The organism is uncultured Pseudomonas sp. (assembly GCF_943846705.1).
Classification (GTDB): Bacteria; Pseudomonadota; Gammaproteobacteria; order Pseudomonadales; family Pseudomonadaceae; genus Aquipseudomonas.
This window is the reverse complement of record NZ_OX044366.1, coordinates 2,095,209-2,115,326: the sequence shown is the minus strand read 5'-3', so window position 1 is coordinate 2,115,326 and position 20,118 is coordinate 2,095,209. Positions and strand designations below refer to the sequence as shown.

Genomic DNA, 20,118 nt, shown 5'->3' with positions numbered 1-20,118 from the left:
GCTTAGAAGTTCATACCGAAGCTGAGTGCTACGAAGTCACGGTCAATCGACGTGTTGTACTTGCCACCGAAGAAATCGGTGTAAGCCAGGCTGGCGGTGTAGGTGTTCTGGTATTCAGCATCCAGACCCAAGCTGACAGCCTTAGCGCCTTCAGTGAACAGACCATTTGGACCGTAACCGTCAACGTCATGCGACCAGGACACGCTTGGCTTCAGGTTGACGCCGGCGAATACGTCCGGGTAGTCCCAAATGGCGCGAGCACGGTAGCCCCACGAAGTACTGGTCACAAAACCATCATCATTGCAGTGTTTTGTAGCATTCGCCGTCGCGCCTGTATTGCCATTGGCACCAGCGATCGTAGAAGCGTTGAGAGATCGACATGTTGCATTATTGTCAGCCGAAGCACCCGGACCGTAAATAGGATCGCGGCCATAGCGCAACTCGCTAGAGTTTTCTAAACCGCCAACATGCACAATGCCGACCTCGCCCACCAGAGTCAGACGGCTAGCCCCCATCACTTGATCGAAGAAATGGGTGAAGGTGGTCTGGAACTGGCTGATTTCCTTGCGCCGATAACCATTAACAGTGCCACCCGGCTGCCCTTTGATAAGTGAGGCGTTAGCTACCAAAGGCGTAATACCTGCAAACAGAATATCTGTGGTATTCAACAGCACCGGTGCGTTCGGACGGTAGCTAAACTCACCACTCATAGCTGTGCCAGTGGGCAGCGTGGTAGAGAAACTCAGACCGTAGAGCTGAATATCTTCAGGGTACTCAAGGAAGTAATTGGAGTTACCGGCAACAGGTATTGCCGCAAATTGAGCAGGTACGGCAGCAAGACCGTGCAACGCAGCACTTGTTGTTCGGTAAGCGGCAGGGCCTGGCGCGGTAGCACTGAAGGCCGGTGTACGGCTGTGGTAATTCATGAAGTAAGCCCCGAACTCTGTGTCTAGAGCCGGCGAGAAGTAGCGTAAAGCTGTACCAAACTGGCCACTGTCGCGTGCATCGCGGTCACCCGAGCGACGGATCAACACACCCTCCGAGTTCTGATCTACAGCAAGGTTTCCGTTACCCTGGGCAACAAGCGCTTGGTTCACACCCCGACCTACAGCAGGGTTGTTACTCAGCACCCGCAGATTGTTGTCGCAGCCATCAGCAATGATGTCCGGCTGAGCAAAGAAGGTTCCGCAGTTATCGACAACAGTCTGATCCCACTCCAACTGATAGAAGGCCTCAGCAGAAAGGTTCTCAGTCAGGCTCTGAGATACATAGAACATGTTGACCGGGATCAAACCTTCTTTGATCTCAGCACCTGGGCGACGGAATGCCGACACGTCGACCGGGTTGATCTCATTGATGCTGTTACGGATAAAGGTGCTTTCACCCCAGCTTACAACTTGCTTACCCAAACGCACCGAGCCTGGCTGATCGCCGATGGCGTAGTTGTGGTAAACGAAGGCGTCGAGAATCTGTGCGCCTGAGGCTTGCGCGCCCTCTTTACGGTTGCTGTCGCTGATGTCTTTGAACAGACGGCTTTCATCTTTCAACTCAAAGTCATACCAGTACTTACCCCGAACGAACACACCGGTATCACCGTATTTCAATTCAAGGTCATGAATACCCTTAAATATCTTCGAGAAGGTCTCACCACGCTTGAAGTTCTGACGCGAATCATCGGTGGTCTGGGACAGACCTTCACCACCGTTGTTAACACCAATCAGATCTGGATCCGCGCCACGCGCCGACCAGCTCGCGCCGACCGACATGGATGAGTCGAACTGACCTTCGATTTCACCGATATTAAAAGTAACGCCGAATGCAGGTGCGGCGAGGGTGGATGCGAGGCTGACGGCCAGCGGCAGTCGTGCCAGGCGCCAGGTTTGTTTGGTTTTTGTCATCGACGCTACTCCATGTGTTTTTTGTTATGGATGGTGCGGACTATAGCCAGCGGGTACTTCTGCTTGATCCCTCGAAAGGGTGATTTTTAGCTCACAAGCACTCTGGCTCGCTGGTTTCGGCGTGTTCACCACGACCTGCAGAGCCAAGAATGGCTTGTAACGAGCAATTAGCAAGCCAAACGCTTGTTTGACTGACCAGTCACCTAAAGTGATTTGCTTGAACGTAAATTGAGCTGCGCTTGCATTACGTATCTTGCCCTCCCGATAGCTTTACCAATCCTCCCGAGAGCCTTTACTCAAGCGGCTTCGCTGGGATTAGCGAGCTTCAAACCAACGGGCGAAGCTGGTGCCCCGCCCGTGACGAAAAATCTTAGACGGTGGACAGAAATGGGCTACCGGCGGCCTGCCACTGGACGATATCCAGACGAATACGCTTCTTATCCAGCTTGCCAACACTGGTTTTGGGAACTTCGGTAACAAGCGCTATTTGCGAGGGTATCGCCCACTTGTTAATGCTGCCCTGATCGACAAAAGGTTTGAGGTGATCCTTCAATCCTTTGGCGTCCAGGCTGTGGCCGTCACGTAACACCAGCAAGGCAAACGGCCGCTCGCCCCACTGCGGGTCAACCACACCAACCACTGCCACTTCACGCACGGCAGGGTGACGGCTGATCAGGTCCTCCAACGCCAAAGAAGAAATCCATTCGCCGCCGGTCTTGATCACATCCTTGATGCGGTCACGGATGTCGATAAAGCCAAAGTCGTCGATAGTCGCCACATCACCTGTGTGTAACCAACCGTGCTCCCACAGCTCTTCGCCCTTCTCCGGCTCACGGTAGTAGCCTTGGGTCAGCCATGGCGCGCGCAACACCAACTCGCCCTGGGTTTCGCCGTCGGCCGGTAACAGGCTGCCATCGGCGGACATAATGGCGGCTTCGACCAGCGGCACCGGCACCCCGGCTTTAATCCGGTAAGCGGTGCGCTCATCTTCACTTCCGGCCATCAGCTCATCGTTGATGTGACCACAGGAGATCAGCGGGCAGGTTTCTGACATACCGTAGGCGGCGGTCAGCTGGATACCGCGGGCTTTGGCGGCGTCATACAGCGAGCGGTTAAGGGCGCTGCCACCAATGATCATCTTCAGACCATTGAAGTTCTGATTTTGAGCAGAGGGTGCGTTCATGACCATTTGCAAAATAGTCGGCACGCAGTGGGAGAAGGTGACCTTCTCCTCTTTCATCAAGCGGCACAGCATGTCCGGCTCATAACGACCGGGATACACCTGCTTGACCCCGAGCATGGTCGCCACATAAGGAATGCCCCATGCATGCACGTGGAACATTGGGGTGATCGGCATATACACATCGTTAGTGCCCAGCAGACGAATGCTGTCGAGGCTGCCCAGTACGCTAGCCTCGGCCAGGGTGTGCAGCACCAGTTGACGATGACTGAAGTAGACGCCTTTGGGGTTACCGGTGGTGCCGGTGGTATAGAAGGTGGTGGCGATCGAGTTTTCGTCGAAATCCTGGAAGTCGTAACGCGGGCTGGCGGCTGCCAGCAGGGTTTCGTACTCGCCGACCAGGCCGCCTAGGCCCGCAGACTTAGCCTCTGCATCGGTGAGCAGGATGGTTTTCTGCACGGTGGTCAGCTGGCTTTCGATGCTTTGATAGAGCGGTACAAACTCGCTGTTAACCAGCACGAACTTATCGTCGGCATGGTTCATGGTGTAGAGAATCTGATCGGCCGAAAGGCGGATATTGATGGTGTGCAGCACCGCGCCGATCATCGGGATGGCAAACATGCACTCTAGGTAGCGGTGGCTGTCCCAGTCCATCACTGCCACGGTGTCGCCCGCCTTGACCCCGGCCTCGGTCAGCACGTTGGCCAGCCGGGCGATACGCTCATTGAGGGTGGCGTAGCTGTAGCGCATCTGGTCGCGGTAAACGATCTCGCGGCTTTTCTCGTAGCGGATGCCGGACAACAGCAAACGCTTGATCAACAGAGGGGCTTGGTGCGCATTCGCAGCGGGAGCAATCAGACGGGTCTGGAGCATGGCGATACCTTAGTTCACGAGTTTTTATCAGTACGCCAATCTAGAGCCCTCGGCGTTTGACTAAATCAACCCAAAGAATGATTTTTCGGCATGACTCTTTGGGCATTTTTAGTCACGCAGTAGAATCCACGGCTAGCCATTACATTTATTTGGCATATTTGAGGAGTTTTTCGATGTCCGATATCGTCATCGTCAGCGGCGCACGTACGCCAATGGGTGGTTTTCAAGGCAGCCTGTCCAGCGTTGCCGCCGTTGACCTGGGCGCCGCCGCGATTGCGGCCGCTGTTGAGCGCGCCGGGATTGCACCGGCCGACGTGCAAGAAGTGATCATGGGCTGCGTGCTGCCCGCCGGCCTCAAGCAAGGCCCGGCGCGTCAGGCGTCGCTGAATGCCGGGCTGCCTGCTGCGACTGGCTGCACCACGATCAATAAGCTCTGTGGTTCGGGCATGAAGGCGGTGATGCAGGCCTTTGACTCGCTCAAAGCCGGTAGCAACACGGTAATGATCGCCGGCGGCATGGAAAGCATGTCCAACGCGCCCTACCTCATGACCAAAGCCCGCGCCGGCCTGCGAATGGGCCATGGTGAGATCAAGGACCACATGTTCCTCGACGGTCTGGAAGACGCTCGCACCGGTCGTTTAATGGGCTCCTTTGCCCAGGAAACCGCCGACCAATACGGCTTCACCCGCGAGCACATGGATGCTTACGCCATCGAATCGCTGAAGCGCGCTCAGGCAGCCATCGCCAGTGGCGCACTGGATGCGGAAATCGTCCCGATCACCGTCAGCGGCCGCAAGGGCGATGCACTGGTCAAGGATGATGAACAGCCGTTGAACGCCAATCTGGAGAAGATTCCGGGCCTCAAACCAGCATTCCGCAAGGACGGCACGATCACCGCCGCCAACGCCAGTTCGATCTCCGACGGTGCCTCAGCGCTGCTGCTGATGACCGCCGAAGAAGCCGCCAAGCGCGGCCTTAAGCCGTTGGCCAAAATCGTCGCGCACGCCACCCAGAGCCAGGATCCGAGTGAATTCACCCTGGCGCCGGTTGGCTCAATCAGCAATCTGTTGAAGAAAACTGGCTGGGATAAGGCCGACGTCGATCTGTTCGAGATCAACGAAGCCTTCGCCATGGTCACCATGCTGGCCATGCGTGAGCACGACCTGGATCACGCCAAGGTCAACATCTATGGCGGCGCGTGCGCCCAGGGTCACCCGGTGGGTTCCACGGGTTCACGGATCATTCTGACCTTGATCAACGCGCTGAAGAACACCGGCGGCAAGCGCGGTATCGCCTCGCTGTGCATCGGTGGCGGTGAAGCGACGGCCGTAGCAGTCGAGCTGATCTAAGGCCCGTAGCCAAACGGAGAGTGGCTCACGCCCGCAGCCACTCTCCGCTCAGCGCCCGCTCACCCGCCAGGTTCAGCGACGGCGATTCAGCAACTTAAACATCAGCTGATCCAAAACACCCCAGACCTTCTGCTGTACACGGATGTACCAAGGCCTGGCCAGCCAGGCCTTGCCATCAATCAGCTGGCTGTCGGCAAAGTCACGCTCAAAACAGGTCGCCACGCTGGCGGTGAACGCTGGGTCGAGTGCCTCAAGGTTGGCATCCAGATTAAAGCTCAGGTTCCAGTGATCGAAATTGCAGGAACCAATACTGACCCAATCGTCCACCAGCGCCATCTTCAGGTGCAGAAAGCGCGGTTGGTATTCAAATATCTGCACACCGGCTTTCAGCAAACTGGCGTAATAACGCTGCCCGGCAAAACGTATCGGCGGATGGTCGGTATTGTTGCCAGCCAACAGCAGGCGCACATCGACCCCACGCTCGGCCGCTTGGCGCAGCACGCGGCGCACTCGCCAGGTCGGCAAGAAATAAGGCGTAGCCAGCCAGATGCGGCGCTTCGAGCCGCGCAGCATGCGCACCAACGAATAGAGAATGTCGCGATGCTGCACCGCATCGGCAAACGCGACACGCGCCAAGCCCTCCCCCACAGCCGGCGTTGCCAACAAGGTTTTGATGCGCAATGGCAGGCGCGGCCGCCAGACGATCCAGCTTTGATCCATCTGCCACTGGCGATCAAACAGCTGCAACCAGTCGGCCACCACGGGGCCACTGATTTCCACCATGACTTCATGCCAACGGCTCTCGGCTGCGCCAGGCTGCCAGAAGGCATCCGTGGCACCGGTACCGCCGACGAAAGCGAACTGCTCATCGACCACCAACACTTTGCGGTGATCACGGTGAAAGTTGCGCACACCATGGCGCCAGCGCACCGGGTTGTACCATTTCACCTGGATACCCGCAGCGTCTAGACGCAGGCGATCCGGCAACAGCAAGCCTTGCCCACCGTAGCCGTCGAACAGGCAACGCACCGCGACCCCACGCTCAGCCGCCGCACATAAGGCGTCCAGTAAGGCGCTTGAACACGCGCCACTTTCCAGCAGATACAACTCCAGCTCGACATGGCGCTGAGCAGCGTTAATGCGCTTGAGCATCTGCCCGAAAAAGCACGGGCCATCGACCAGCAGGCTCACCGCATTGCCGCGCCGCCAGGGGAATACGTTATAGGCCACGGGAGCTCACACGACACAGGGCTTCAGGCATGACACGTCACGGTCAGAAACGAAGAGGCCACCATAGCTGCCTTACCATGCATTGCAAGCCCCACTCAGAGGCACCGCCCTCAGGGCGCGGGTAGCTCAGCAGGCTCTGGCAACAACTGACATCCCTGGCGCGGGCTCAGCCACTGCGCACTCTGGGTGCGACCCAGGCCTCGGGCCGTCACGCGCTTATGCGCAGCATCATCAAAAAAGCCTGAAAGCGGCAGGTACTGCGCCACATAGGTCGCACAATAATCCGCCGGGTTATTGACCACGTAGCGGCATGAACAATATTCCTTGGCCGAGTAAGCACCGATGATGTCGGGGAAGGCTTGCAGGTGGCTGCGGTTTTGCCAGGCCAAGGCCGCCAACAACAGCAGCACCAGCAGTAACAGGCTGCTGAACAGACGCCGGCGGATCATCGCTGCACCTCAGTGGCCGTGGCCGCGATTACCAGTTTGAGAAAGTGATTGCGATCAAAGCTGGCATCACGGTCATCGGCGTAACGCACGATCACCAGCTTCTCGTCCGGCAGCACATACAAGCCTTGCCCCCAGTGACCTGAGGCCGCCAGCAGGTTGCTCGGCGCATCCGGCCAAGGTTTGCGCGCCCCCGCCACCGCGGCATTGAGCCACCACTGGCCACCCGGAACGGGGTCACTGGCTTTATCGTCCTGCGGCTGATAATTGGCAAACGGCGTACGGTTGAACTCGACCCAGGCCTTGGGCAGCAGTTGCTGCTCGCGCCAGCGCCCCTCGCGCTGCATCAGCAAGCCAACACGCGCCAGGTCACGTGCGCTCATGTACAGGTAAGAAGAGCCGACAAAGGTGCCCGCCGCATCGCTTTCCCAGACCGCCGATGTCACGCCTAGCGGATTGAACAGCGCCGTCCAGGGGTAATCGGCATACGCCGCCTCGCCGACCATACCCTTGAGCGCGGCGGACAACACGTTGCTGTCGCCGCTGGAATAACGAAAGCGCGCACCCGGCTCGGCATCAGCCGTATGCGCGGCGGTGAAGGCCGCCATATCACTGCGCCCACGGGTATAGAGCATGGCCACCACCGAGGATTTCAGCGGCGCGTATTCGTAATCCTCCTGCCAGTCCAAACCCGAGGCCCAGTTCAGTAGATGGCCAATCTTGACCTGCGGGTGCGCGGCAAATGGCGGGTAGTAAGCTGCCACCGGCGCATCCAGCTTGAACAGCCCCTGGCCGTAAGCCACGCCCAGCGTGGTGGCGAGTATGCTTTTGGCCATTGACCAGGTCAGGTGCGGCGTGGCGGCGCTGGTCGGCTCCGCGTAGCGCTCATAGACCACTTGGCCGTCGCGAATCACCAACAAGGCATCGGTGCGCACACCCTGACGGGTGGCCTCATCACGGGCTGGGAAGGCGTAGCTGTCCAGCTCGCTAAGCGCCGCACTGGCTGGCGTCAGCTGGCGGCTCCAGTCGGCACCGGGCCAGCTCTCAGCATGCACAGTCGCACAGCCAAGGCTGAACGCGCACGCCAGCAGCAGCCGCGAAGGAAAGAGGACGATGGGCATGACGCCGCCTTTACTGGGATCAAAGGCGGCACCCTAGCATGGGCCCGTTGACGACAAACAGCGTCGAACGCGCCGCATTCACGGACAATTTGGCGCGAAATGTCAGTACTGACTATTTCGGCAGGCGGTAATCCTCCGCCCCCATCAAGTCCATGCCGCACTCAAGGTGCTCGACCCAGTAGAGGAAGGCGTTGATCATTTCCGCGCCGACAAAGGGCCGGCCATGCTGCGGCACAATCATCGCCACATCCATTTCACGCACCATCGCCGCCCACAGGCGGCAGACCTTGTTGCTGGCCATGTAGCGCCGGTGAAAGCCGAGCATGTTTGGGACATGGTTGACGAAGTCGCTCACCGGGTGCGCATCGTCGACCAGCGATGCGCCCATGTCGCCGGAAAACAGGATCTTGCTTGTCGGGTCATACAGCTGGAAGTTGCCCACCGAATGCAGGAAGTGCGCAGGCACCGCCTTGAGTGTGCACTTGCCCAAACTAAATGACTGGCCGCGATCGGGCAGCGCGATGATCCGGTCAAAGGTGTTGATGCCACGGCTGAGCGCCAGGTAGTTAGCCGTCAGGTGCGGCAGGAAACGCGCCCAGAGCTTGGAGCAGATCACCTGCGCACGGGTGTGCAGCAGCCATTTGTCCAGCGAGGCAATGATGTCCGGGTCCTGGTGCGAGGCAAAAATATAGGTCAGGTCTTGCACCGGAATGTGCTTGGACAACTCCAGCGACAGCGGCGTGTAGGTCAGATCGCCACCCGGATCGAGCAGCAGGTACTGCTCGTTGTCGGTGATCAGAAACTGGTTGGACTGCACGCCCTCACCGCTGACCAAGTCATCGAACATCATGCATTGATGCTCGCCGTTATCGAACAGCACTATAGGCTCGCGGCGCATGGCAGGCTCTCTTGCAAAAGCCGGCGAGCTTAATGGCCTAACGCCCGAGCCTTACTGATCTGGATCAAACCGCCACGGTGCAACGCGTCACAAGCTGGCTTAAAGGTTGATACCGAGCAGTGCCTGGGCCTTCTGCAGGCGCTTGCCGCGTGCGCTGCCGGCGATCGACAGCAGGTCCTTGTCACGCTGCCAGAGCTGCGCCCAGTGCACCGCGCCTGCGGCAAAAGCAGCATCCAGATCAGTGCTCAGGCTGTCGAACTGAGCAAACAGCCCGCCTAACAACAGGTGGTTATCCGCCGCACTCGGGCATTGCCGCGCCACTTCCGCGCAGCCGGCCAACAGGCCAAGCAGGCGCAATTGCAAACTCTGCGGCCAGGCAGCCTCCTGCCCCACGCCGAACAACCAGGCGGTCAGTGCCGCCAGCACGTGGGCGTCTTCCAGCGTGCGGAACGGTTTGACGTAGGCAGCCCAACCATCACCCGGCAGCCGCTCACAATGCGCGCCCTGCAGATGCAAACGGCCATGGCTGATGTCCGGCATCAGCGGCAACGCGGGCAGGGTTTCAATACGCACGCCCGGCGCGCCGTTGCGCACCACGCCCAGCGCCAGCCTTACCGGCTGGCCGGCTTCATCCTCGCGGGCGGCCACCAGCAGCCAATCGACCGCTTCGGCGGCAGTAACGAAATCCTTGCGGCCAGCGAGGGTTAGCGCGCTGAGCCGCGTGTGCATGTCCGCCGGGCGGATGCTGCGGTTCTCGGTCGCGCACAGCGCACCCAGCGTCCAGGGCGCGGCGGGCCAAAGCGCGCGCAACGCGCCTTGATAACCGGCAAGAAAGGCCAGCCCCGGCGTCGCCGCCAAGCGCCCGCCGAGCACAGCCAGCTGCAACGGCGTCGGCTGAGCGATGCGCTCAAGCAGGCTGGCGTACCACGCCTCCAGGTCGACGATTGGCAGACGTGTCTGCGGGCTCAACAGCTGTTGCCAGGGCATGCATTGCTCCTTGTTGGGTTAGGGTCTGTCACACAAGCATCACCAAAACTTAACGGAGGTGACACCAGCGCTACCTAGCCTGAGCTTGCCCAACAAGATCGACCGGCCGCAAGGCAAAAAACCGGCTCACGGAGACTCAGGCATGACTCAGATGGCAATCACCCGCAACCGCAACACCCCAGCGCGTCGCTTGCAGGCCGAGCGTTTACTGGGCGCAGCTGCCCTGCGTGAAGCCCAGGCGCTGCGCTATCGCGTATTCAGCGCCGAGTTCGCTGCCAAGTTCAAGGGTGCTGAACTCGGCCTGGACATGGATGACTACGACATTCACTGCCAGCACATCGGCGTGCGTGACATGAACAGCGGTGAGCTGGTGGCCACCACCCGCCTACTCGACCATCAAGCCGCCGCCAACCTGGGGCGCTTTTACAGCGAAGAAGAGTTTAGCCTGCACGGCCTGATGCACCTCGAAGGCCCGGTATTGGAAATCGGCCGCACCTGTGTCGATGCGGCCTACCGCAACGGCGCGACCATCGCCGTGCTCTGGGGCGAACTGGCCGAGGTGCTCAACCAAGGCGCTTACCGCTACCTGATGGGCTGCGCCAGCATCTCCATGCTCGATGGAGGTATCCAGGCCCAGGCGATCATGCAGCGTCTACGTGAGCGCTACCTGTGCACCGAGCACCTGCGCGCCGAACCGAAAACCCCACTACCCAGCCTGGACGTGCCGAGCAACGTCATCGCCGAGATGCCACCGCTGCTCAAAGCCTATATGCGCCTGGGCGCGAAGATCTGCGGCGAACCGTGTTGGGATCAGGATTTCCAGGTCGCCGACGTGTTTATCCTGCTCAAGCGCGACGAACTCTGCCCGCGTTACGCACGGCACTTCAAAGCGGCGGGGTAAACCTCCGCCACGCACAGTTGCACAAGCCGCCGGCACGCTGTAGACAGTGCCGGCGTTTTGTCTTTGCCTGCAGGAGCCCCCGATGAAGAAGCTGCGTTTGTATGCCCGCCTGTTGCGCCTGTTGGCGGTGATCAGCCTCGGCACGCTGCTGGCGGCCGGCGTCGCCCTGCTGGAGCGTCTGGTTCGGCATGACCTGATGCCCACCCGCCAGCGCCTGACCCGCTGGTTTCTCGCGCGGCTGACGGATGCGCTGCCGTTTCGCCTAAAGGTGCAAGGCCAGCTGCCGCGCCAGCCAATGCTCTGGGTCAGTAATCACGTGTCGTGGACTGACATTCCGCTGCTGGGCATGCTCACTCCACTGTCTTTTTTGTCCAAGGCCGAGGTGCGCGCCTGGCCAGTCGCAGGCTGGCTGGCGCTCAAGGCCGGCACGCTGTTTATCCGCCGGGGCTCGGGGGATAGCGGCCTGCTCAATCAACAACTCGGCCAGCACTTACAACAGGGCCGCAACCTGCTGATCTTCCCGGAAGGCACCACCACCGATGGCCTCGACCTGCGCACCTTTCATGGCCGCCTGCTGAGCAGCGCCATCGACAGCGGCGTCGCGGTGCAGCCGGTGGCGATCCGTTACCTGCGCAACGGCCAGCCCTGCGCCGTAGCGCCATTTATTGGCGATGACGACATGCTCGCGCACCTGCTGCGCCTGCTCGGCAGCGACTTGGGTGAAGTGCAGATCCAGCTGCTCACGCCGATTGCCAGCGCTGAGTTGCATCGCAATGCGCTCGCGCGGGCCGCGCAACAGGCGATCCGCCAGGCGCTGTTCGGCGCAGCGACCCCTGAGCAAACGGTCGTTGCTGAAGACCTGGCGGCCTAATCCGCCGCTTGCCGCTGCTGCGCCACAAACGCCTGTAATTCAGGGTAGAACTGCTGAAAATCCTCCAGCAGCTGTTGGTACAGTCGCTCCAGCTCAGCCATACCCCCCGCCAACAACCCCGGCCGCGACAGCCTCCGGTCGATGCCCGCCACCACCTGCTCCAGCACGGCAAATTCACGGTAACTGCCTAACCAGTCCTGCGCGGCCATGCGTGGTGCAATCATCGCCAGACGCTCGGGCAAACGCGGCTCGGCCTGCAGCACCCGATAAACCCGCCCGGTAAAAATTGGCAAAGGCTCGGCGGCATAGTCCGCCCAGTGCAGCGCCAGGCAGTGGTCAAAAAACACATCCAGCAAGATCCCGGCACAACGCCGCCGCTCAGCAGGGAAGCGCGCCCGCGCCTGCATTTGCAGCGGGTGGTTGTCGGTAAACACATCGATACGCCGATGCAGACGAATCGCCGCCTCGATATCCGCCGGCCACTGCCCCGCCAACGGCCCTTTGACGAAATCGCCATACAGGCTGCCCAGCAATTGAGCCGGCGCGTCACCGCCGAGATGTAAATGCGCGAGGTAATTCATGCCTGCCAGCTTACACATCAGCGCGCATGATGATGACTATCGGCACGAACAATCTGTATATCGCCAACGCCCGATATAAGGTTCGTCTCATCGCGATACGGCGTGACAACACCCACGGACGACCCGCATGCAGCTCGACATCGATGAAATCATCAAGGCCCTGGCCCACCCGGTACGGCGCGACATCCTGCACTGGTTGAAAGACCCCCAGGCCTATTTCGCCGATCAGGAGCACCCGCTGGAAATCGGCGTCTGCGCCGGCAAGATCGACCAACGCACCGGGCTGTCGCAATCGACTGTCTCCGCGCACCTGGCGACCTTGCAGCGCGCCGGGCTGATCAGCAGCAAAAAGGTCGGCCAATGGCATTTCTTCAAACGCAATGAAGAAACTATCCAGGCCTTCCTCAGCCATATCAGCCAAGCGCTTTAAATCATTTGCTATTAGCCCCGCACACAGGACGCATATTTATGACCACGCTTTTTGACCCCATCAAGATCGGTGATCTTGAACTGAACAACCGCATCATCATGGCCCCGCTGACCCGCTGCCGCGCCGACGAAGGCCGCGTACCCAATGCGCTGATGGCCGAGTACTACGTGCAACGCGCCAGCGCCGGCCTGATCATCAGTGAAGCCACCGCCGTCACGCCGATGGGTGTCGGCTACCCGGACACCCCCGGCATCTGGTCCGATGAGCAGGTGCGCGGCTGGAGCAACATCACCAAGGCCGTGCACGCCGCAGGCAGCAAGATCGTCCTGCAACTGTGGCACGTCGGGCGTATTTCCGACCCGGTCTACCTGAATGGCCAGTTGCCCGTCGCGCCAAGCGCCATCCAGCCGGCTGGGCACGTCAGCCTGATCCGCCCGATGAAGGACTACGTCACCCCACGCGCCCTGGAAACGGAAGAAATCGCCGACATCGTCGACGCCTATCGCCTGGGCGCAGAAAACGCTAAAGCGGCCGGTTTTGACGGCGTGGAAATCCACGGTGCCAACGGCTATCTGCTCGACCAGTTCCTGCAGAGCAGCACCAACCAGCGCACAGACCGTTACGGCGGTAGCCTGGAAAACCGCGCGCGCCTGCTGCTGGAAGTCACCGATGCCGCAATTGACGTCTGGGGCGCAGGCCGCGTTGGCGTGCACCTGGCACCGCGCGCCGATAGCCATGACATGGGCGACGCCGACCGCGCAGAAACCTTCACCTACATCGCTCGCGAACTGGGCAAGCGCGGCATTGCCTTTATCTGCGCCCGTGAGAAAGAAGCCGACGACAGCCTGTCGCCAAGCCTGAAAGAAGCCTTCGGCGGCGTGTTTATCGCCAACGAACGCTTCACCAAAGATCAGGCCAACGCCTGGCTACAAAGCGGCAAAGCCGATGCCGTGGCCTTCGGTATTCCGTTTATCGCCAACCCAGACCTGCCAGCCCGCCTGGCGCAAGACGCCGAACTGAACACCCCGCACCCAGAAACCTTCTACGGCAAAGGCGCGGTGGGTTACCTCGACTACCCGACGCTGTAAGCCAAGGGCCGCAATGCCTCGAAAAGCCCGGTGCAGCGCATCGGGCTTTTTACTTTGCAGCCATTACGTCAAACTGGAATTTAAATCCTTTATATTCAATTACTTAGGCTATAGCTACGAGGCTATATCCACAATAAGCGGCAGATGATCGCTATATTCCAGCCAATGCTCAGTTGCACCGATGGATAGGTGGGCGCTGGCCTTGAGCATTTCAGACAGAAACGCATAATCGATGTGGTATGGCTTTTCCAACTTCCGGTGCAGAAAGAATGTCGGCTGGGCCTCAGAGCCTTGGTGTTGTCCTGTCTGCGCATGGTAAAGACTGTGAAGGCCAATATCCGCAAGCTCTTTGACCACGTCCGAGTGGTTCCACCAGCGATCCCAAACATCCCAGCGCGCATTGCTGTTGAGGTCTCCAATTACGATGGCTCTGGGCTTGGCAAATTGGGCCTTGTGCAATTGAAGCCACTTGTAGAGCTGACCAATGTATTTAAACGTTGGAGAGCCAGCCTCTTTTGTCCAAACGGCCAATAACGTGATCCCATCTACCCGGCATGGTAAGAAGAGCTGCAACCGTCCAGCGTCGAGAGCGAGTGGCTCTAGTCGCATCCCTGACTTGACGAATACGCCAAGGCCTTTGTGCTTATTTCCGCCAGCCCAGAGATAGCTGCCGGCCCACTGTTTGTAATGGGCATCTTGAGTCTGCGTGGGGTTCTCACACTCCTGGACAACAAGGATGTCTGCCCGCAGCTCATCGAGAAGGTGGAGCTTTTTTCGAAGTGCCCCGTTGCAATTCCAGCTAACAATTCGCATCTGAGCGAGGATTCCCTTCACAGATCAGACCAAGTAGCCCGAGCTTACCATCCAATTGAGCGGGTAATTTTCGCTGCACAAGCAATGGCTGAAAGGCTCGCGTTATCTCGTAGGATGGGTTGAGCGCAGCGATACCCATCGTTGTAATCGTCCGAGTCATTGGACAACCCCTTAAACCGAAGAGGCCATTTAATGGCTGACGGTACTTCTGCTCGGCTTAGCTGCCGATGATGGGTATCGCTATGCTCAACGCCATCCTACGGTGCCGGGCTTTTTCACCGGCTGATTAAGGTAAGTTAGCGCCACCCAAACAGAGATTTGCACCCCTTAGAAGCCCTGACCGGCGGCTCATCGGCGATCCGCATGCTCGCCTGAACATCGCCGTAGCCCTGCAAATCGGACGGCTCTCGCCGCCGCGAAGTACAAGGAATAGTGGATGAATATCGTCAACGCCCGCCTGCGCAAGAAGCCCGGCCTGTACCGCATCGAACTGGACGGCGAGCGCATTGCCGCGATCATCGAGCAGCCGGTGCTGGTCGCAGCCAACGCTAACGATCTGGACGCCGCCGGCAATCTGGTAACCGCGCCCTTTATCGAACCGCACATTCACCTCGACGCCACCCTCACCGCCGGCGAGCCGGCCTGGAACATGAGCGGTACGCTGTTCGAAGGGATCGAGCTGTGGGGCGAACGCAAAGCGCGGGTCACTCACGAAGACACCAAGCAGCGTGCGCGCAAGGCCATCGACATGCTGGTCGACCATGGCATCCAGCATGTGCGCAGCCATGTCGACGTGACCGATCCGACGCTCGCCGCACTCAAGGCGCTGGTCGAGGTGCGCGAAGAAGTGCGCCACCTGATCGACCTGCAGATTGTCGCCTTCCCCCAGGAGGGCATTGAGTCATTCGCCAACGGCCGCGCGTTGATGGAGCAGGCGATTACCTTGGGCGCTGATGTGGTTGGCGGTATTCCGCACTTTGAAAACACCCGCGAGCAGGGCGTCAGCTCGATCAAGTTTCTGATGGATTTGGCCGAGCGCACGGGTTGTTTGGTGGATGTACATTGCGACGAAACTGACGACCCGCACTCGCGCTTTCTCGAAGTGCTGGCCGAGGAAGCCCGTGTGCGCGGCATGGGTGAGCGCGTTACCGCCAGCCACACTACGGCCATGGGCTCTTACGACAACGCCTATTGCTCAAAGCTGTTTCGCCTGCTCAAGCAATCGAAGATCAACTTTATCTCCTGCCCCACCGAGAGCATCCACCTGCAAGGCCGCTTCGACAGCTTCCCCAAGCGCCGTGGCCTGACCCGCGTGGCTGAGCTTGACCGCGCCGGGGTGAACGTCTGCCTGGCGCAGGACTCGATCGTTGACCCTTGGTACCCACTGGGTAACGGCAACATCCTGCGCATTCTCGAAGCCGGCCTGCACATCTGTCACATGCTCGGTTACGAAGACCTGCAACGCTGCCTCGACTTCATCACCGACCACAGCGCGAAAACCCTGAACCTGGGCGAGCGCTATGGATTGGAGGTGGGTCGCCCGGCGAATTTGCTGATTCTGTCCGCACCTGACGACTATGAAATGCTGCGCAGCCAGGGCCACGCGCTGGTCTCAATCCGTGCCGGCAAGGTGTTGATGCAACGCACACCCGCACAGATCAGCCGTACCCGCTAGGCCTTAAGCAGGCGGGCCGGCGCGCCACCAAGCCGGCCCTTAGCGGGCGTCGATCTGCTGCTGTAGGTTCTGCACCTGGGCCTGCAGGGTGTTGATATTGCGGGTCATCTGCGCGCGGAAGGCGTCAAACTCGGCCGTGCTGCTGCCGGCGGAACGGGTTTCCAGATCACCTTTAACCACCAGCAGATCCTGCTCCAGGCGAGCGAGGGCCTGGTTCGGATTGCCGAGCTTCTTCAACGCCGCTACGTCAGCGCTCAACCCAGCCACCTTTTCATCGAGCTTGGCTTGGGCTGCCTGAGCACTTTTCAGGGAAGCTTGCTCTTTGCTCAGCACAGCCTGCTCGGCACTGAGTTTGTTAAGGATGGCTTCAAGCTTGGCGCCGCCACCTTCCTGGCCCTTCAGCTGCACCGCCAGCTGCTCAAGGCGCTTGCTCTGCTCGCTTTGCTGGCTGCTCGCCCCCTGCTGCTGCTTGGTTATCTCGGCCAACTTATTTTCCAGCTGCTTGACCCGCAGTTTCAGCGCTTCACTGCCGCTGGTCACCGAAGACTCGGTGGCAACCACCTTGCCGGAAATATCCTGAATGCGCCCCGCCGCTTCTTCGCTGATCCGCGCGAAGCTCTCCTGGGTGGCCACCAGTTGCTGCTCCATCAGGCTGACCTGCTGGAAGCTCCACCAGCCGAGCCCGCCGAGGGCAATTATCAGCGCCCCGACCAGCGCCCACAGCGGGCCCGTGCTGGCCGACTTCACCGGTGCAGCAGGGCCGCCACGGCCATAGCTATTACCGCGCGTGGATTCCGGGTGATCGGTCGCATACTCATCGTGGTCGCGCTGTTCAGCCCGCAGGCTGGGCACGTGATCGAGTTCGTCGTGGGCATCGTTACGCATGGGTCAACCTTCAAGAAAGCGCAGGGATCACAAATGGCCGCGCAGTATAACGGTTCGCGCGCAGCGCTTCAGTGTCGCGCCAAGTCAGGGCGAGACGCACTGAGCAAGGGCATGGCACAGGCCATCGACACGCTATACCCCGCGCAGTTCCGCAGCACTGTGAGCTGGTATGCGCTTTGCACTCACCTATTCGCGACATCTGCGCGCCCTCAGGGCGCACCGCGATGCAGTCGTGATCAGGCCGCAGGGCATTCGCAATGAATGATACCCAGCCCACTTGTATATCGAGGGAAGGTCCATGGAGCTGAACAAAGAAGTGTTGGATTGCATGAAAAGCCTGCGCCGCCGGCTGCGCGAAGAGTTGGCGCTGGACATTCGCCTGAGCCAGCCGGATGCAATCAACAGCATGCTTAGCGCCTGCCTCGGCTCAAGCAACGAGGAAACCCGCCGACTGGGGCAATTACTCGCCCAATACAGCGAACTCCCCTTTGCCCACGCCAGCCCTGCACCACGCATACAAGCCGGGCATCCGTTGCTGGTGGAAGACCCCAGCCACAAACCCGCGAGCACCTCGGTACGGATGTATCGCGGGCAGCGGGTCTACGCCTGAGTCAACGCGGTGGCTGCGTCTGCCACCAGGCGCAGAATTCATCCAGCGCCCTCCATAGGCTGACCCTGGGCTCGTACTCTAGGTACTGCTGCGCACGGCTAATATCCAAAGAGAAATCCTTGGCCATCACCGCCATACCCAAACGGAATAGCGTTGGTTCCGGGCGGCCAGGTAATAGCGTGCACAGCCCTTCATTCAACGCCGCAGCGCCATACGCCAAAGCATAGGGCAGATGACGGATCACCGGCGGCAGGTCGAGCTTCCTAAACACATAATTGATCACATCCCACAGCGGCACGGGCGCACCATTGCTGATGTTGTAGACCTGCCCGAGCGCTGGCCCCGCCGCTAGCAAACAGCTCATCAACGCCTCGTTAAGGTTGTGCATGCTGGTGAAGTCGACCTTATTCAGGCCATTACCGATGATCGACAAACGCCCCTTGCGCTGCATGTTGATCAGCCGCGGAAAGATGCTGGTATCACCCGCTCCGGTGACGAAGCGCGGACGCAGCGCCAGCACCTCCAGGCCGAACTCCTGGGCGGCGAACACGTGCTGCTCGGCCAGGTACTTGGTTTTGCCGTAGTGATCGGAAAAGCGCTTGGGCAACTGCTCTTCCTTCAAACCGACATGCGCCTGGCCGTCGAAATACACAGACGGTGAAGACAGGTGCACCAGCCGCCGCACTTTCTGTTTCAGGCAGGCGTCCACCACGTTTTCAGTGACGCTGACGTTGGCCTGGTAAAAGTGCTCGTAACGCCCCCACACCCCAACCGCGCCGGCGCAGTGCACAACTGCATCGACACCCCGGCACAGCTGCTGCACCAGCGCCGGATCAGACAAGTCACCTTGGATAAACTCCGCACCGCGCGCACACAGGTGCTCAACGCCCTCGGCACGGCGACCGTTGACCCGTACGCTCAAGCCCTGCTCTAGGGCAAAACGGGCAAAGCGCCCACCAATAAAGCCACTGGCCCCGGTTACCAAAATCTTCATTAACGCCCCCTTTAGCTGAACTCAGGCCACTCTAGCAGCGCGCACCAACCACCACCGTGGCATTGCCGGCCAGAACAACGACTGTGTGCACCCTGCACTAGCCGAACAGCAAGGCACACAGCAGCTAAGCTATTGCCCCACCCCACACAACATAGGAGCCGCCGATGGCCACGCATTGGATGATCTACGGAGCCAACGGCTACACCGGCCACCTGCTGGCCGCCGAAGCCAAGCGCCAGGGTCTGACGCCCATCCTGGCCGGACGCAACCCGGCCGCAGTCCACGCCCTCGGCAGCTTGCTGGGGCTGGAATGCCGGGTGTTCGACATCCAACAGCCAGAACGTGCCAAGGAAGCATTGGCCGATATCGCCGTGGTCGCCCACTGTGCCGGGCCGTTCTCGACCACCAGTGCACTGATGCTTGATGCCTGCCTGGCGAGCACTACCCACTATGTCGACATCACCGGTGAGATCAGCGTGTTTGAGGCCGCGCAGCACCGTGATCAACAGGCGCGCGAACAAGGCGTGGTGGTCTGCCCCGGCGTAGGCTTCGACGTAATCCCCAGCGACTGCCTGGCCGCCTGCCTGCATCAGGCCCTGCCCGATGCCACGCACCTGGCGCTGGGTTTCGACAGTGGCAGCGGGTTGTCACCCGGCACCGCAAAAACCTCGGTGGAAGGCCTCAAACTTGGCGGCAAGGTGCGCCGTGCAGGCGTTATTACCGATGTGCCCCTGGGCTATAAGCGCCGTGCCATCAACTTTGGTCGAGGCGAAAAGCCAGCGGTAACGATTCCCTGGGGCGATGTCTCCACCGCCTACCACTCCACCGCTATCGACAATATCGAGGTGTATCTGCCGACCCCAACAGCCGCCGCGATCGTTATGCGCCTGATCGACCCGCTGCGCGCGCTGCTGGGGCTGAATGCTGTGCAGAACTGGCTCAAGCGACTGATCGAGAAACGCGTCAACGGCCCTGATGAAAGCACCCGCGCCCGCCAGCGCACCTGGCTCTGGGGCGAGGCGCGTAATGCTGCTGGGGTGGTGAAAACCGCGCACCTGGAAACCGCCAACGGCTATGACGTGACCGTGCACGGGGTTCTGCTGGCGGTACGGCACCTGCTTGATTACCAGGGCCCCGGCGGTTACTTCACCCCGTCCAAACTACTTGGCGAGCGCTGTATTGAGCAGCTGCCAGGGTCAAAGGCCATCCGCATCAGTTAAACCGCGCTAACACGCCGGGGCTACCAAGCCCCGCGCCTCCTTTCGACACAAACACGCCTGAAGCTGCC

Annotated in this window: 19 protein-coding genes; 8 read left to right on the top strand and 11 right to left on the bottom strand. The window is 60.1% G+C overall.

The annotated features are described in order from the left end of the window. Positions 1-2: 2 nt before the first annotated feature. Both Q0V31_RS09865 and Q0V31_RS09860 read right to left on the bottom strand, forming a co-directional pair. Positions 3-1,898 carry a DUF1302 domain-containing protein gene (locus Q0V31_RS09865; protein WP_298187442.1) on the bottom strand — a complete coding sequence of 632 codons (1,896 nt, stop codon included), beginning with the start codon at positions 1,896-1,898 and terminating at the stop codon, positions 3-5. Positions 1,899-2,268: 370 nt separating this feature from the next. After that, positions 2,269-3,951 carry a fatty acid--CoA ligase gene (locus Q0V31_RS09860; protein WP_298187441.1) on the bottom strand — a complete coding sequence of 561 codons (1,683 nt, stop codon included), beginning with the start codon at positions 3,949-3,951 and terminating at the stop codon, positions 2,269-2,271. A gap of 173 nt (positions 3,952-4,124) precedes the next feature. On the opposite strand from Q0V31_RS09860, the gene Q0V31_RS09855 reads away from it, so the two are divergent. After that, positions 4,125-5,300 carry an acetyl-CoA C-acyltransferase gene (locus Q0V31_RS09855; protein ID WP_298187440.1) on the top strand — a complete coding sequence of 392 codons (1,176 nt, stop codon included), beginning with the start codon at positions 4,125-4,127 and terminating at the stop codon, positions 5,298-5,300. A 72-nt stretch (positions 5,301-5,372) separates the two neighbouring features. Here Q0V31_RS09855 and Q0V31_RS09850 read toward each other — a convergent pair whose 3' ends face one another. The 5 genes from Q0V31_RS09850 to Q0V31_RS09830 form a co-directional block, all read right to left on the bottom strand. Further along, complete coding sequence (locus Q0V31_RS09850; protein WP_298187439.1) at positions 5,373-6,530, bottom strand: phosphatidylserine/phosphatidylglycerophosphate/cardiolipin synthase family protein; 1,158 nt, start codon at positions 6,528-6,530, stop codon at positions 5,373-5,375. Positions 6,531-6,640: 110 nt separating this feature from the next. Continuing rightward, positions 6,641-6,979 (bottom strand): amidase, encoded by a 339-nt coding sequence (locus Q0V31_RS09845; protein ID WP_298187438.1) that lies wholly within the window; start codon positions 6,977-6,979, stop codon positions 6,641-6,643. After that, a complete protein-coding gene (locus Q0V31_RS09840) occupies positions 6,976-8,097 on the bottom strand; it encodes a serine hydrolase (RefSeq protein WP_298187436.1) in 1,122 nt (373 codons plus the stop codon). Before Q0V31_RS09840 ends, Q0V31_RS09845 begins: the two co-directional genes overlap by 4 nt. Before the next feature lie 112 nt (positions 8,098-8,209). Further along, positions 8,210-8,995, bottom strand: coding sequence for an MBL fold metallo-hydrolase (locus Q0V31_RS09835; protein ID WP_298187434.1), 786 nt, complete (start codon positions 8,993-8,995; stop codon positions 8,210-8,212). A 99-nt stretch (positions 8,996-9,094) separates the two neighbouring features. Beyond that, positions 9,095-9,982, bottom strand: a complete 888-nt coding sequence (locus Q0V31_RS09830) for an acyl-CoA dehydrogenase (RefSeq protein WP_298187433.1) — start codon at positions 9,980-9,982, stop codon at positions 9,095-9,097. Between the two features lie 142 nt (positions 9,983-10,124). Here Q0V31_RS09830 and olsB point away from each other — a divergent pair, with 142 nt between their 5' ends. Then, entirely contained in the window at positions 10,125-10,883 is a 759-nt protein-coding gene (gene olsB / locus Q0V31_RS09825) for an L-ornithine N(alpha)-acyltransferase (RefSeq protein WP_298187431.1), read from the top strand. Between the two features lie 82 nt (positions 10,884-10,965). Continuing rightward, entirely contained in the window at positions 10,966-11,754 is a 789-nt protein-coding gene (locus tag Q0V31_RS09820; protein WP_298187430.1) for a lysophospholipid acyltransferase family protein, read from the top strand. Here Q0V31_RS09820 and Q0V31_RS09815 read toward each other — a convergent pair. Next, positions 11,751-12,335: an ACP phosphodiesterase gene (locus tag Q0V31_RS09815; RefSeq protein WP_298187428.1), complete on the bottom strand. Its 585-nt coding sequence runs from the start codon at positions 12,333-12,335 to the stop codon at positions 11,751-11,753. The genes Q0V31_RS09820 and Q0V31_RS09815 overlap by 4 nt on opposite strands. Before the next feature lie 127 nt (positions 12,336-12,462). On the opposite strand from Q0V31_RS09815, the gene Q0V31_RS09810 reads away from it, so the two are divergent. Next, a complete protein-coding gene (locus tag Q0V31_RS09810) occupies positions 12,463-12,765 on the top strand; it encodes a helix-turn-helix transcriptional regulator (RefSeq protein ID WP_298187427.1) in 303 nt (100 codons plus the stop codon). A gap of 38 nt (positions 12,766-12,803) precedes the next feature. After that, a complete protein-coding gene (locus tag Q0V31_RS09805; protein WP_298187425.1) occupies positions 12,804-13,853 on the top strand; it encodes an alkene reductase in 1,050 nt (349 codons plus the stop codon). A gap of 114 nt (positions 13,854-13,967) precedes the next feature. On the opposite strand, the gene Q0V31_RS09800 is transcribed toward Q0V31_RS09805, so the two are convergent. Continuing rightward, positions 13,968-14,687, bottom strand: coding sequence for an endonuclease/exonuclease/phosphatase family protein (locus Q0V31_RS09800; RefSeq protein WP_298187423.1), 720 nt, complete (start codon positions 14,685-14,687; stop codon positions 13,968-13,970). 415 nt (positions 14,688-15,102) lie between these two features. Between Q0V31_RS09800 and codA the strand changes: the two genes are divergently transcribed. After that, positions 15,103-16,341 carry a cytosine deaminase gene (codA, locus tag Q0V31_RS09795; protein ID WP_298187422.1) on the top strand — a complete coding sequence of 413 codons (1,239 nt, stop codon included), beginning with the start codon at positions 15,103-15,105 and terminating at the stop codon, positions 16,339-16,341. Positions 16,342-16,380: 39 nt separating this feature from the next. Here codA and Q0V31_RS09790 read toward each other — a convergent pair whose 3' ends face one another. After that, a complete protein-coding gene (locus tag Q0V31_RS09790; RefSeq protein WP_298187420.1) occupies positions 16,381-17,226 on the bottom strand; it encodes an ATPase in 846 nt (281 codons plus the stop codon). 298 nt (positions 17,227-17,524) lie between these two features. Between Q0V31_RS09790 and Q0V31_RS09785 the strand changes: the two genes are divergently transcribed. Then, positions 17,525-17,836: a hypothetical protein gene (locus Q0V31_RS09785; protein WP_298187419.1), complete on the top strand. Its 312-nt coding sequence runs from the start codon at positions 17,525-17,527 to the stop codon at positions 17,834-17,836. 1 nt (position 17,837) lies between these two features. Here Q0V31_RS09785 and Q0V31_RS09780 read toward each other — a convergent pair whose 3' ends face one another. Further along, positions 17,838-18,830 (bottom strand): NAD(P)-dependent oxidoreductase, encoded by a 993-nt coding sequence (locus Q0V31_RS09780; protein WP_298187418.1) that lies wholly within the window; start codon positions 18,828-18,830, stop codon positions 17,838-17,840. Positions 18,831-18,994: 164 nt separating this feature from the next. Here Q0V31_RS09780 and Q0V31_RS09775 point away from each other — a divergent pair, with 164 nt between their 5' ends. Beyond that, a complete protein-coding gene (locus Q0V31_RS09775; protein ID WP_298187417.1) occupies positions 18,995-20,050 on the top strand; it encodes a saccharopine dehydrogenase NADP-binding domain-containing protein in 1,056 nt (351 codons plus the stop codon). Positions 20,051-20,118 lie beyond the last annotated feature (68 nt).